12 protein-coding genes are annotated in these 13,916 nt (G+C 61.4%); 11 read left to right on the top strand and 1 reads right to left on the bottom strand.

Going from position 1 to position 13,916, the window contains the following annotated elements:
* Nucleotides 1-15: 15 nt before the first annotated feature.
* The 10 genes from MLGJGCBP_RS26720 (at nt 16) to MLGJGCBP_RS52070 (ending at nt 10,213) form a co-directional block, all read left to right on the top strand.
* Nucleotides 16-1,260: an acyl-CoA dehydrogenase family protein gene (locus MLGJGCBP_RS26720; protein WP_442972125.1), complete on the top strand. Its 1,245-nt coding sequence runs from the start codon at nt 16-18 to the stop codon at nt 1,258-1,260.
* A gap of 217 nt (nt 1,261-1,477) precedes the next feature.
* Nucleotides 1,478-2,464: an AraC family transcriptional regulator gene (locus tag MLGJGCBP_RS26715; RefSeq protein ID WP_160099214.1), complete on the top strand. Its 987-nt coding sequence runs from the start codon at nt 1,478-1,480 to the stop codon at nt 2,462-2,464.
* Nucleotides 2,465-3,620: 1,156 nt separating this feature from the next.
* The gene (locus MLGJGCBP_RS26705) at nt 3,621-4,118 is read left to right on the top strand and encodes an ester cyclase (protein WP_160099212.1); all 498 of its coding nucleotides are present in this window, start codon (nt 3,621-3,623) and stop codon (nt 4,116-4,118) included.
* Nucleotides 4,119-4,236: 118 nt separating this feature from the next.
* A complete protein-coding gene (locus tag MLGJGCBP_RS26700; protein WP_160099210.1) occupies nt 4,237-5,469 on the top strand; it encodes a cytochrome P450 in 1,233 nt (410 codons plus the stop codon).
* Nucleotides 5,466-5,672 carry a ferredoxin gene (locus tag MLGJGCBP_RS26695; RefSeq protein ID WP_160099208.1) on the top strand — a complete coding sequence of 69 codons (207 nt, stop codon included), beginning with the start codon at nt 5,466-5,468 and terminating at the stop codon, nt 5,670-5,672. Before MLGJGCBP_RS26700 ends, MLGJGCBP_RS26695 begins: the two co-directional genes overlap by 4 nt.
* Before the next feature lie 674 nt (nt 5,673-6,346).
* Nucleotides 6,347-7,729, top strand: a complete 1,383-nt coding sequence (locus MLGJGCBP_RS26690) for an FAD-dependent oxidoreductase (RefSeq protein ID WP_201453212.1) — start codon at nt 6,347-6,349, stop codon at nt 7,727-7,729.
* A gap of 258 nt (nt 7,730-7,987) precedes the next feature.
* A complete protein-coding gene (gene fdxA / locus MLGJGCBP_RS26685) occupies nt 7,988-8,305 on the top strand; it encodes a ferredoxin (protein WP_160099206.1) in 318 nt (105 codons plus the stop codon).
* Between the two features lie 638 nt (nt 8,306-8,943).
* Nucleotides 8,944-9,102 carry a hypothetical protein gene (locus tag MLGJGCBP_RS26680; RefSeq protein WP_160099204.1) on the top strand — a complete coding sequence of 53 codons (159 nt, stop codon included), beginning with the start codon at nt 8,944-8,946 and terminating at the stop codon, nt 9,100-9,102.
* Nucleotides 9,103-9,258: 156 nt separating this feature from the next.
* Complete coding sequence (locus tag MLGJGCBP_RS26675; RefSeq protein ID WP_160099202.1) at nt 9,259-9,579, top strand: hypothetical protein; 321 nt, start codon at nt 9,259-9,261, stop codon at nt 9,577-9,579.
* Between the two features lie 319 nt (nt 9,580-9,898).
* Nucleotides 9,899-10,213: a Mu transposase domain-containing protein gene (locus MLGJGCBP_RS52070; protein WP_442972127.1), complete on the top strand. Its 315-nt coding sequence runs from the start codon at nt 9,899-9,901 to the stop codon at nt 10,211-10,213.
* 379 nt (nt 10,214-10,592) lie between these two features.
* On the opposite strand, the gene MLGJGCBP_RS26665 is transcribed toward MLGJGCBP_RS52070, so the two are convergent.
* Nucleotides 10,593-11,678, bottom strand: coding sequence for an IS110 family transposase (locus MLGJGCBP_RS26665; RefSeq protein ID WP_442972124.1), 1,086 nt, complete (start codon nt 11,676-11,678; stop codon nt 10,593-10,595).
* Nucleotides 11,679-12,289: 611 nt separating this feature from the next.
* Here MLGJGCBP_RS26665 and MLGJGCBP_RS26660 point away from each other — a divergent pair.
* Nucleotides 12,290-13,576 (top strand): MFS transporter, encoded by a 1,287-nt coding sequence (locus tag MLGJGCBP_RS26660; RefSeq protein ID WP_160099196.1) that lies wholly within the window; start codon nt 12,290-12,292, stop codon nt 13,574-13,576.
* Nucleotides 13,577-13,916: the final 340 nt, after the last annotated feature.

Raw genomic sequence — 13,916 nt, 5'->3', positions numbered from 1 at the left:
AGCACAGCGGCCTACATGGCCACGAATGCAGACGCACCCCATGTAAGGATCTCGGCCCACTCCGAGCACCCGCCAACTGACCGACCTAAGGAACCAGGAAAAGCCGTGATCCCTCGCACCATTTTCTCGACCGAGCACGATCTCTACCGTCAGACCGCCCGACGCTTCATCGCCGAGGAAATCCTCCCTTACTACGAGCAGTGGGAGGAGGATGGGATAGTCCCACGGCATGTCTGGCACGCTGCAGGCAAGATCGGGCTCCTTTGCCCCTCCGTTCCTGAGGAATATGACGGCGCCGGCGGAAACTTTCTGCACAACACAGTGATCATCGAGGAGATGGCCCGGGTCGGGGCCACTGCCCCAACCTTCTACCTCCAATCGGACATCATCGCGCCCTACCTCGTGCACTTCGGTACCGAGGAGCAAAAGCAGCGCTGGCTGCCGCCGATGCTCAGCGGCGACATCGTCACAGCGGTGGGGATGACCGAACCCTCTGGCGGCAGCGACTTACAGAATCTGCGAACCTCCGCCCGGCGGGAGGGCGACGACTTCGTGGTCAATGGGCAAAAGGTATTCATCACCAACGGCCACTCCGCGGATCTGCTTGTCTTGGCCTGCCGCACCAATGACGCACCCGGCGCCAAGGGCGTCAGCCTCCTACTGGTGGAGACAGATACCGTGGGGTTCCACCGCGGACGCAAGCTCGGCAAGATCGGATGCAAGGCCCAGGACACCGCCGAGCTGTTCTTCTCCGACATGCGCGTCCCTGCCGTGAACATACTCGGCGAGGAGGGCCGCGGCTTCTATCACCTCATGACCGAGCTTGCCCAGGAACGCCTCGTTCAGGCCGTCCGCGCGGTCTCGTCAGCCGAGGCCGCGCTCGAATGGACGATCGAATACTGCCGCGACCGGTCGATGTTCGATCGGACACTCGCGGACTTCCAGAACACCCAGTTCACGCTAGCCCAACTGCACTCCGATGTGCTCGCCCAACGGGTGCTCGTCGATCGCTGCATCGAGCTGCACGTCGAGGGAGGCCTCGACGCCGTCGACGCTGCCAGTGTCAAGATGACTACCACACAGCTACAGGGCCGAGTTATGGACGAATGCCTCCAGCTGTTCGGCGGCTGGGGATACATGTCCGAATACCCCATCGCGCGCGCCTACGTCGACGCCCGGATGACTCGCATCGGCGGCGGCTCGATCGAGGTAATGAAACACATCATCGGCCGCTCGCTGTTCCGAGAAGCGAGGTCCTGAGAACCAATAGAGCGGAATCTTCGACAGACCCGACAGCAGTAGGATCATCCTCCAACCGACCTGGCTGAGGTGACCTGATTGACTGAGCTTGACCGAGGATGATGAAGGTTTGAGCACGGTGACGCATCGTGGAGATGCAGTGCTTCAGCGAGTAGGTTCGGCAGCGGTGCACGTTCCCCACAGCGACGGCGTGCGGTGGGAAAGGAGTCGAACAGAGATGACTTCTAGCGATACTGATCCATTCACCGGGATCTCCGATCCTCTGATAACTCACGATCTCGACGAAGCTCGCACCTACATCGACCAGGTATACGCCTCACATCGTCTTGAGGCGCACACGCACAGACAACTCGATTTTCGGCATCAGTATTCGAAATCGGGGCGATTGACAATCGGGCATCTCACCTATGGTGCCGATGTCTCCCTCGACATCGCGCCCACCGAAAAGTCGTACCATGTTTGTCTACCGTTACAAGGGCGATGCGTCGTCGAGGACGGAACCGAACGCGCGCAGATCGGTGACGGTCATGCCGCAATACTTCCCCCAATGCGTTCACTGACCGTCCGGTGGACTCCCACCTCTATACAGCACGTTCTCAAAGTGCCGCAGGAGGCACTCGAGATGCAGTTGGCACGGTTGATCAACCAGCCAATCGACAGTTCGCCTACGTTTGCGCTCGATGTCAATTTGGGAACCGGCGCGGCTCAAGCTCTTCAGGCGTCGGTCGCATTTTTGTGGAGAGAGCTTTCGCGTGTTGATGGCCTCTCCACCATTTCCTTGGCTCGTGAGCACCTCGAACAGAGCATCTTGACTCAGCTGCTCTTCGCAGTCGAACACCAGTATTCGGAGCTCGTGCGCGCGGACGTGCGCCAACCCCGCCCTAGCAGGATCCGGAAGGTGCTCGACTACATCGATGCTTATCCCGAGCGGGATCTGAGCACGCCATATCTTGCGGAGGTCGCGGGAGTGACCGAGCGGGCGTTGCAGGCAGGCTTTCGGAAGTTGGTGGGGGTTTCCCCGAGTACCTACGTCCGGGATGTGCGTCTTGAGCGCGTCCATGCCGAACTCTTGATGGGTCCTGAATGCGGTACCGTCACCGAGATCGCCTCTCGTTGGGGCTTCTATCATTTGAGCCGCTTCGCCGGTCAGTACAAGCGCCGCTTCGGTGTCCTGCCGTCGGAGACTATGGCCCGAGGCCGTTGAGATCGATTCCTTTGAATCGTTGTCGAACAACTTCGCCCGCCTATCCACCGACTGGTGACGTCGGCGGGTGGTTCGGAACCCAAGCAGCGTTCGTCCAATTCGAGAGTTTGTGAGCTGAGATCTGCAAGCACCCGGCTAGGTCGGTCCCGTGCGCGGGGGTGGGCGGCCAGTCACTGACAAGCGCGGAACGAAGCTGGATCGCACGGCTCGGCGGCAAGCCGATTTTCGTCCTCAGTGTCGCCACCTGCTGGCTGCTGGTGCGGGTATGGAGGCGGTCTCGTCTTGCGTTACGTCCCCGGTCGATCTGGTCGAGGCGGCGGTTGGGCACTGCCCGAATATGGAGAGCACCGCTCGATACGAACCAGTCCGGTTGTTGGCGCGCGTGGAAATGCCACATGAGGTGATACCCGGCCGCCCGCACGTCCAGCACCTCACTGTCCGGCCAGTTGTCCGTCGACTGTCAATGGCCAAGTAGAAGTGGATCTGGCGCATTTTTCGTGAAGCCGCTTGGCGTGTCACTGACCTGCATCGACGAGGTCGGGTGAGGATTCTCCGGGTGCGCAGAAGACGGTGTGTGGGTCCTACTCCTGCATTTGGTACTTCGATCGTTCGCTGCGGGCCTGGTCTGTGATCTCGACGCCGTCACAGCGGGGCTGACACTGCCGCACAGTTCCGGCGCCGCCGACGGGCACGCGAACAGGAGCAAGATGCTCAAACGGCAGATGTACCGGCGAGCCAACTTCGACTTACTCCGCAAACGCGTCATATACGCCGGATAGTCAAGCGCCCCATAGAAATCACGAAAGTTGCGCTAGATCCACTTTCTCATGGTCACGGATATCGACACCAGTCGGCGATTGAATTGGAACGAACGTGGACCGCCGGCCAATCGCAGACAGCGCGTTCGCCAACACCGAGGGACGGCAACGCCCCACCGTGCAGTCACGCGCCTATGCCCGTCCCAACTTCCCGGAAACACCGGGATCCGGAAAACTTGCCGAACGACCGATAGTCAACAACCTACGGGACCCCCCAAGGTTCGGAATGAGGATAGTCCAGCTTCGCCGCGGGGATAGTGATGCAGACCACATCGACGTACCGTCGGCGGCAAGGGATTTTCACGATCCAGACTTCGGATTCGAAAGGTCGAATACAGATGACTGCCAGCGTTACGAAGAAGTGGACCGATGCCGAGAGGATCGAGGCTCAGCGTCAGTGCGTCGAACACCATGTCGCTCTGGAGAATGCCGGCGAACAGAGCCGAGTTCTGAAGGAGACTTTCGCCACCGAGGGCGTCTTCTACGACGTGGTCCCCGGTGTCACCCATTTCGAGGGGCTTCAGGGCGTCGCCGACTTCTACGACATGCTCTTCAGTGTCCTGCCGGACATGCACATCAAGGTCACCCACACTTACGACGTTCCGGGTTGTTGTGTGCGCGAAGGCGTTGTCACCGGAACCCATTCGGCCGAGTTTGCGGGTGTTCCCGCCTCGGGAAAATTCATCTCCTTCCCCTTCTGCGGGCTCTACATTTTCGGTGACGACCCGACCAAGTTGATTGCCGAGCGTGCCTATTGGGACAACGACGGACTGTTCCGTCAAATGCGTGGCGAGGAGGACGCTTCCCAGGGAACACCTTGGGACACAACGCAATAAACAACCGCCCCTACTCACAACACGAGCTCCGATTCCTGGCGCTAGAACCACTGGGCGATGAGGTCTCGACCGGCGCAGCTGCGGCGACAGTGAAGATCACGGAGCAAAGGAGTAACGAATGACCATAGACGACCAGATCGATCGTCGCGACTATTTCAACGATTTCGACCTCGACGCACCCGATTTCGCGGAGAACTACGAAGAGGTCCTAGGTGAGCTCGTGGCTAAGTGCCCGATGGCGCGAAGCAACGTCGCCGGCGGATACTGGGTAGTGAGCCGATATGAGGACGTTCGCGAGTGCTCGCAGGACTGGGAAACATTCTCCAGTGAGGGTGGATTCGAGCCCGGGCGTGGTGGCGAGGATGGTGGCGCGAAACTCTATCCCGTCGAGCTCGATCCCCCGTATCAGACACGTTGGCGCACCGCGCTCGGCCCCTATTTCAATCCCCGAGCGATCAAAACGCGCACCGAGAGCATTCGCGAGCAGATCACCGAACTCATCGACGGATTCATCGAGAAGGGAAGCTGTGATTTCGTCGACGAGTTCGCGGCACAGCTGCCCGGACGCGTGTTCTTCGCAACGTTCCTCGGCGTCCCTCTCAGTGAGCTCCCCTACATCCAGCAGGCCACGGACATAGCGATGCGTGGACCCATGGACCAACGTCCTCAGGCGTGGGGACAGATTGCGGAATTCCTCGACAAGTACCTCAGGATGCGCGAGAAGGAGCCGCCGCGCAACGATTTTGTCGACGTCATCCTAACTGGAGTACTCGACAAGGACGGCGAACCGTGCTCATGGGAGCACAAGCTGTTCATTCTGATCGACCTGCTTGCCGGAGGCATCGGCACGACCACTTATCTGCTCGCTGGTATGGCACACCATCTGGCGACCCATCCCGAGGATCGGGCTCGTCTTGCGGCAGATCCCTCGCTACATCGCGGTGCCATCGAGGAATTCATCCGATACTACGCGGCCATCGTTGCCCTGGGGCGGACTGCGACGCGCGATACCGAGGTGGCGGGTCAGAAGATCGACAAGGGCGACTTTCTGATGCTCTCGTTCGCGGCGGCTTGCCGCGATCCGCAGGTGTTCGACAATCCGCACGAGGTGGACATCGATCGCCACATTGCAGTCAACCCGGCGTTCGGGTCGTCGGGACCGCACCGCTGCATTGGGTCTCACATCGCCAGACTGGAAGCCGCTGTCGCGTTGGAGGAAATTCTCCGTCGCCTCCCCGATATCACCATGGCCAGCGGGGAACAGCCGGTTTACAGCAACAGCACGATCACTCGGAATATGGACAAGCTCCCATTGGTGTTCACTCCCGGACCAAAGGAGGTTCAGCAATGAAATATATTGTTGATGAGGCTTTGTGCTCCGGTCAGGGCCGTTGCTATGCGGTCGCTCCCGAGGTATTCGGTAAGGACGACGACGGCTACAACAAGGATATCGGTCGGACAGTCGAGGTACCGCCCGAAAACGAGCAAGCAGTCGAAGACGGGGTCGGCGTTTGCCCGGAACAAGCGATCAGAGTGTTCGCCAACCTTCCCTAGCCTTTCCGCTGTTGTATCGGTCGCCTAATCACGGTGTCACCCCGATCCGAATCGGAGAGGCCGCGTGTGTCCAAGCAGATCTCGCATCCACTGTGCTGCTCTGCCGTTGCTGAAGATCCGTGCCGAAAGTCACTTTCAGGGAATCGGCACGCTTTCGGTAGGACAATCTCGGCGCCCTGACCACTCGGCAGCGTCGCGGTCTGTGCGTCGAGAAGTCGGAGGAGGTCCGCGGCCAAGCGGCACCGACCCGGGTGCCTGCTTGGGCCGCGAGAGCGGTCAGGGGACGTACGCTTCTTCCGGATGCCGACCGCGGTCCGCCGTCTGGACAGGATTCCCAGTACGGCCTCATGGGTCTCGTATGGACAGAGAATCGTTCAAATGGCGGGTGAATCCCGGTGGAACCACGAATGCGGTCGTTCGTCCGGGCGGCCGCGCCGGTCAGGTCGTCGTCGAACTCGACGAGGATCCCAAGCGCGGCCAACACGAGCCGTACAGGCTATGCAGTGACGGCAGCGCGCGCTTAGACGGAGCTCCGCTTCGTGACAAAACGAGAAGGCACAGAGCTCCGTTCTGCGATAACCCGCCGACTGCGGGTGAGAAGACAGCCTCACCGCCCACAACACCAACGAAAGGCCGGCCAATTGTCCGACCCACTGACCGATCGACCGGGCGATATCGATTGCTCAGCACACACCAGCACGGTTGCCCGCATTTCAGTCATCGGAGCGGGTCCCGCCGGAATCTACGTCGCGGCTGCGCTTGCCAGGAGCCATGTCCCGGTTTCGATCGACATCTTCGACCGGCATCCCGCACCTTACGGCCTGATCCGATACGGTGTCGCACCCGATCATCCTCGCATCAAGAACATCGTGAAAGCTCTGCATGAGGTACTTGAACTCCCGCAGGTCCGATTCCTAGGGAATGTGCAATTCGGAGTCGACATCGATCTCGCGGACCTTCAATGCCGATACGACGCGGTGGTCTTCGCTACCGGCGCAAGCAAAGACCGTGATCTCGATATCCCCGGCATCGGCTTGCCCGGAAGCTTCGGCGGAGCGGAGTTCGCTTCGTGGTATGACGGTAGTCCCGACGCCCCCGCGGATTGGCCGTTCACCGCCGAGAGTATCGCGGTCATCGGCGCCGGCAATGTCGCTCTCGACGTCGCCCGGATGCTCAGTAAGACAGCAGATGAACTGCTCAGCACGGAGATCGCCGACAACGTCTATCGCGGTTTGAAATCGTCGCCGGTTCGTGACGTCCACCTCTTCGCTCGGCGCGGACCCGCACAAGCAAAGTTCACCCCGCTCGAACTACGTGAACTCGACGAGTCACCGAACGTCGAGGTGATCGTCGACCCGGCGGACATCACATTTGACGAGGCAAGCCTGGCCGCGAAAGCGCAGGACAGTCAAATACGCATGGTAACAAGAGAATTGGAGAAGTATGCGACCAGGGCCCGTGACCGGCGCCCTCGCAAACTTCACCTACACTTCTTCGAAAACCCAGTCGAGGTAGTCGGAAGCGACAGTGTCGTGGCGCTCCGCACCGAGCGGACGCAATATGTCGGCAACGGTGAGACGGCGGGAAGCGGAATTCACACCCAGTGGCCGGTCCAGGCAGTGTACCGGTGCATAGGATATCGCAGCACCACGCTGCCCGGATTGCCATGGGATGACAACCGAGCCGTCGTGCCACATATCGCAGGTCGGGTGATCGACCGTCACGGTGGCGCGCTTCCCGGGATCTATGTGAACGGTTGGATCAAGCGAGGTCCCGTCGGTTTGATCGGGCGGACACGCAGCGACGCCGCCGAAACCGTCAAGAGCCTACTCGAGGACCTCTCGGTACTACCGAGGGCAGTCGATCGCGATCAAAATTCGATTGACGCGCTCCTACTGTCGCGTCGCGTGCAGCACACCACATTGAGGGGATGGCTTCGTCTCGACGCACACGAGCGTGAACTCGGAGCGCAATGCGACCGCGAGCGCGTGAAGGTGGTGGATCGCGCAGCGATGATCGCCATCAGCGGTGTTGATCGTGACACCGCACGGCGGTGACGCTGCCGATCTGTCTTCGGCGTTCGACGTCACAGTGGACCGCGCGATCATGCCCTGCATTTCTGGTGTAGGAAGCCATGCTCTGGTAGCCGAACCCGACAGTCATCCAACGCGGTCGGACCATCCATCGTCAGTTCGAGATCTGATCACTGACAAGTACATAACCAAAGTCGGACTCAAGAACTTCCGCGCGTCGATCTTCACTCGCGATATCCCTGTTGCGTATCGACCGTACGATTTACCGAGAGGGAGTCAGTTTTGCCGTACGTAGTTGCCGAGCCCTGTGTGGATGTACTCGACAAAGCTTGCACTGCAGAATGCCCAGTCGACTGCATCTACGAGGGGGCACGCATGATGTACATCCACCCCGACGAGTGTGTCGATTGCGGCGCTTGTGAACCGATATGTCCGGTTACGGCGATCTTCTTCGAAGACGATGTACCTCAGGAGTGGACTCAGTACATCACGGCTAACGTTGAGTACTTCAGCGATCTAGGTAGCCCAGGCGGTGCCACGAAGGTCGGACCAACCGCGTTTGATCCTGAGTTCGTGAAGACTCGAGTACCCGCTCCATGAGCCCCTACTTCGAACATTTCGCTGAATAAGCCTGTCAGTTGCCGTGGACGCGGAGCGGCGGGTCGGCGGGCCAAGCATTTTGTCGAACTATCAGCTCGCCCACCGACCCAAAGGGGTTTGCTCGGGTCCTAGCCTTTCGCGTGTCGTGCCGTTGATGTTGTCCACCGCGGAGGCCCGCCCGAAACCCATCGTCGTTCTAAGAATGAAGGGGCGGACCTACACCGATGACAGCGCTCGAACTGGTCGGCACGCTGCCATGAGGCGTTCAGCCTGCGAGGATTGGACAAACCATAGACACGATTGGACAGAAGACCGCCTCAACTGCGATGTCTCCCTCGAATCGTTCCGGCAGATGGCTGGCACGGACATCATCGTGACGACCAACCTGATCACATCCGCACGAGCAACCGGGTTGCCACCACCCGCACCACGTTATCGCCCGTACCGGTGGCGTTATCGACGAAGAACTCGCGAAAGCGGTCGCCGACGCGGCGATGCACAAAGGGACACCGCGGCCCGATAGCGACAGAACCGGACTCGGCGCGGGGATAAGCGACTACATTTCGGTGGTCGCCGTACCTGCTTCGGGTGTGCGGAGTTCGGCGCAGCAGCGCCCTGTCCAGGGGACGAGGACCGCGATGTATGAGCTCGTCGCGAGGCCCGGATTCCTCGAAGCGCTCCGCGAGGCCACATCCCGGCACGGAATCGTTCTCATCTTCGACGCCGTGGGAACCGAGCCCGGTGAGGACCCCGGTCACGAAGGCGTGGTTGATGCCGCAGACCAGATCGGGGCCTGATCGGCGAGCGGATGAAACGGGCAGTTCCACAGCCGGACAAAGGTGCTGGTGTCGCGACCGGTTCGAAACCGAGCGGCGAACCCGGGCCGGACAGGGTAGCGGTAACAGGCGACACCTCTTGTCAATGCGGTGATCGAAGCTGGGAGAATCGATTACATGGACACGACGGAGGTTCCTGAGGACATCGCGAAGATCGCGGGGTACCTTGCCCGCAGCGCGAAGATGTCCGGCGGATCGATGAAGTGGAATGAGGAAGCCAAGCTCAAGGCGAGCCTCACGAACGAGCGGGCCCGATGGTCCCGCGCTCGTGTATCGCCCGAGTTGTTCGAAGCTCAGTGCCAGGCAGCTGGTCTTCCCGCGGACGATGTTGTGAAGGTCGGCGAGTTCCTGCGGAAGACTCAGTCCGGTAAGCGGCTCGTTCCCCACAGGTCCTACCGGGACTGGACCTTTAGGTACGACTACGACGCGGTGGTCTGACACCTACGCGTTCCCGGGAGTCTCCGACGTCGCATGTGAACGGCGGCCGTCGGCTCGCCTTGTACGACGGCCTGAGTACAAACCGGGAAGGCTCCGTCGAGCAGACGCAGGGGGATCGTGCGTATTTGCCATCGAGGGGTTGCACGGTCGGGGCTTTATCCGCGACCGCCGTGGACTCGTGAGGGGCGATGACTGCGAAGTTCGAGCTGTTCAAGGTCAACCGCCAGCGAGTTCCGGACCCAAAGCCGGGAACCGCAAAGGAGTCGTGGTGGAGAAAGCCAACCACACTGCCTTGGGCGGTGGTGGCGCACCTTGCCAGATGACGTCACGGTCGAACAAGCACAACAGATGTTGGACGAGTTCTGCCGGGTTCGCGACGATACCCGGCGGCGTGCCTCCCAACGGCAAGTCATCGGTGGCGTCGGTGGCGGCCGCCGAACCTTTGACAGTGCTTCCGGCGGCGCCGTATCCGGCGATCCGCACCGAAGCCGACCCTGTCCCGGCAGACGCTACTGGTGTCTTCCGCGGCAACCGGTACTCGGTACCGCCGGAACTGGTGTCCGCCCAGGTCACCGTCACCCGCGTGCTGGGGTCGGAGGTATCGACATCGTCACCGCGTCGCAGATCACGATAGCCCGGCACCGACTCGCCCCGGACGGTGCCGGGGTCCATGTCCGCGATCACGATCACGTGCACGCCCTGATATGGAATCAGGTTTGTCAAGAGGGCAGAGTGAAGCGGCGTCCACGACCGTCGTCGTGGACGCCGTTCCTTTTGACCGAAAAGGCCCCCTAGGTGGTGGCGAGCGTGTCGGCATCGACGCGTTTGTCAGTCTGATATGCGCGGGTTGGTTACCGCAGGACGGACTGTTCGGCTGGAGTGGTTCGCGGGTCTAGAGATCGAGCGTGATCCCAACGCGGAGTTAGGGATTGCTCATAGGGCGTTCGCGGGTCACTCCCAGGCGCTGGCCGTCACCACCCTGGTGGGTCATCCGGACACTTGTGGAGCGGCGGTCAGCCGTCGAGTATCGCCAGCGACCAGCACCAGCCGGCGAGCTCACGGGCGATGGCGGTGTTGGCGACCACTGGTCGCTTGCGTCGCTGATCGAAGCTCTGCCACCGACCGTACAGGCGGCGGTTGCCTTGCTGTCCGCGTGCCCGCGCCGACGGGGTGGCCCGGTCCCACCGCCGCCGCAGATCCACACCGGGATGGTGGTAGGGCTGGCGGTGATGCCAGGCGGCCTCTATCAGCAGTCGGCGGGCGTGAGCGTTGCCGGTCTTAGTAATCGACCCCTGCGAGCGTGACGCGCCCGAGGACGACTCGGTGGGCACCAGGCCAAGGTAGGCGCCGATCGACCGTCCGGTGAGTCGCTGCCAGTCTCCGATCTCAACGGCCAACCCGAACGCGGTCAACGTCGAGATTCCGCGCAGACACCCGAGCCTGCTCACCACCAGTGTGTATACGCTGTCCGCGGCCATCTCCGCGATCGCCGCATCCAGGCGGTCTCGGCGATCGACGGTGGCAAGCATGGTGTCGAACGCGGTGTCGTATGCCAATTGCAGTCCCGGGACGGTGAACGTGTGCGTCCGTAGCCACACCTGATGTTTACCCGTCCACGCCTTTCCGCCGGAGTAGACGATTCCCTGCCGGAGAAGCAGCTTCGAGATGCGGTGCCGGGCTGCCATCAAGTCCCCGCGCACATCCTCTCGTGCCCGGACCAGATCGCGGGCAGCTTCCTGCTCCACGCTCGGGATCGTCACCGGCACAATTTCACTCAGATGCAAAAGTCGGGCCAGGTGCCGGGCATCGCGGGTATCGGTCTTGACCCGATCGCCCGACGGGCGTTGCAACTTCGACGGCGCCGCCACGAGACACACGATCCCGGCCGCGAGCAGGAACCTGGCCAGACCAAACCCTGTCGGACCCGCCTCGTAAGTCACCGCCGCCCGCCCCGGTAACGAACGGATCCACACGAGGATCTCATGATGATCCGGCGTCAACCGACGCTCGAACATCTCACCGGTCTCACCATCGAGACCACACGCGACCACCGACCGCGCGTGCACGTCCAACCCGACACTCGTACGCTGACTCATCACTGGGGCCTCCCACATCTTGTGGCTCTACCGGCCGGGACCACATTCCTGTCGGTAACCCACGTTCACATGTGAGCGAGGCCCCAGCCACCCCCATACCGTCTAGAACAACTCGCCATGACGACCGCCGGAGCCGGTGGTCGCCCGCACCGCCAAAAGGAACGGATCTCACCCGGACTTGAGGCGGTCGCCGCGGCGAACAAATTACGACGACTGTTAGGGCAACTTCGCAGGTGAGAGCGGTGATTTGGTACTCGTCGCCTCACCGCTGCCGCCGTCCACATAATCGCAGAATGTGTCTTGACTCACGTTCCCCACGAACTTACACTTCCGATTATTGAATCGGATGATCGATTCAATACAGGTCCACGATGCCTTCCCTCCTCGACGACCCTCGCCGAGGAGGGAAGCGAACTGCGCCCTATTGCGTCGGCTCACGCGAGTCTCAGCACTGTCGAGGCTCACATGGGCCAGTGCTAGCGCCGACTCGGCCGCGGACTCATTGCGTCACGTGCCCGCCGATGCCTCGATCACTGTCCGTCAGCACCTACGAAAGGGTCGCTATGGCTGCCGAACCACAAATTAAACGACCGCCACTGCACAGGTTCCAGGTGATGATCGTCCTGCTGTGCGCGCTGCTCAACGCGCTGGACGGTTACGACATCTTCATCATGGGCTTCGCGATCCCGTACTTTCCGGATGATTTCGCCTCCAGCTCCATGCAGGGTTACCTGATCAGTGCCGCGTTGGCGGGAATGGGCATCGGGTCCATTGCTTTCGCGCCGCTGGCCGACCGATACGGTCGTCGCCTCGTCCTGGTGGCGGGGCTCACCCTCAATGCCGTGGGTCTGACCGTCTCTGCTCTGGCGCCGAGCTATTGGGTTCTCCTCGGCTCACGCGCCATTACGGGAATTGCGGTCGGAACGATCGCGACCGTCGTCGTGGTCCTCGCGCCCGAGGTGGTCCCCCGGGCCTGGCGAAGCTTTGCGGTAGGCACCGTGATGTGCGGATATCCGCTCGGGAGCACCATCGCCGGCTTCGCCGGTGCCGCGCTCCTTGCTGCGGTCGGAGGGTCCTGGCAGGGCATGTTCTGGGTGGGGCTGGTCCTGTGCGTCTTCGCGCTGATCGCCACGGTCGCGTTCATGCCGGAATCGACCGCTTTCCTCATTGGTAAGGGCGATCCAGAATCGTTGCGGAAGGCGGCCGCCACACAGAGTCGTCTCGGATTGGAAGACGACGCGCCTGCGCGTCAAGCCGACGAAGACGAGATCCGCAAGAGTCCCGCGACCGTCCGGTTGCTCGGACGCGAACTCCGCACTTTGACATTGCTGTTCTGGACCACCTACACCGCGTTGTCCGCGTCCTTCTACTTCATCAGTTCATGGACGCCCAAGCTGATTACGGATGCAACGTCCGACAAGGCAGAAGGAGCACTTGCCGGTCTCATGATCTCGTTCGGCACTTTGGCCGGAGCCGCGTTGTACGCGACCGTCGGACATAAAGTCTCACCACCTCGGTACGTCGTGGCCGGGTCGGTCGCCGCAGTGGTGGCGTTGATCGGATTCGCGTCCACGCTCAATGGGGGATTCGCGCTCATGATGGCCGCAGTAATGGGGATCACCGTGTATGGAGCGATGGCGGCAACTGTGACGAGCACTCTGGTTTATCCGGTGCTTGCGCGAACACGCGGCATGGGCACGATGATCGGCGTGGCACGAGTCGGTGCGATCCTCGCACCGATCCTCGCCGGCTATGCTTTGTCGTTCGTATCGATCCGTAGCCTGTACTTCTCGGTCGTCGCGCTTCTGGTCCTCGCCCTTCTCGCTGCCGCTTCTCTGCTCAGTCTTTCCCGGAAGACCAAACAATCCAGCGAAGTGCATAGTCTGCAGACCAGTCGATGAACTGCTCCACAAAGCGATTCGACGTACCCGTGCGGGATGAAGGTACGTATCGCACACGATGTGTGGCACGGGGGCATCGCCAATGCCACCACTATCCGGACTGATCGGCCGAGCCAGAGGATGACCGATCCGCCCGGCCCTCGCATTCCAGCGAGGACCGGGCGACATCGGTTATCGACACCGCAGAACGGCGTCGGACAGGTGACCTATCGTCGGCGGCCGGGAAAAACACCTAAGCTAAGAAGGGTTTCCGTGCACGACAATTACTTCGGACGCCTTTTGTGGCGTCGGGTCGGCCATCCGCAGGCTGAGCGAGAACCCCGGCGGCCGTCCAAGAGCA

It is taken from the genome of Rhodococcus sp. T7 (assembly GCF_009872365.1).
Lineage (GTDB): Bacteria > Actinomycetota > Actinomycetes > Mycobacteriales > Mycobacteriaceae > Rhodococcus_F.
This window is presented reverse-complemented; position numbering and strand designations above follow the sequence as displayed.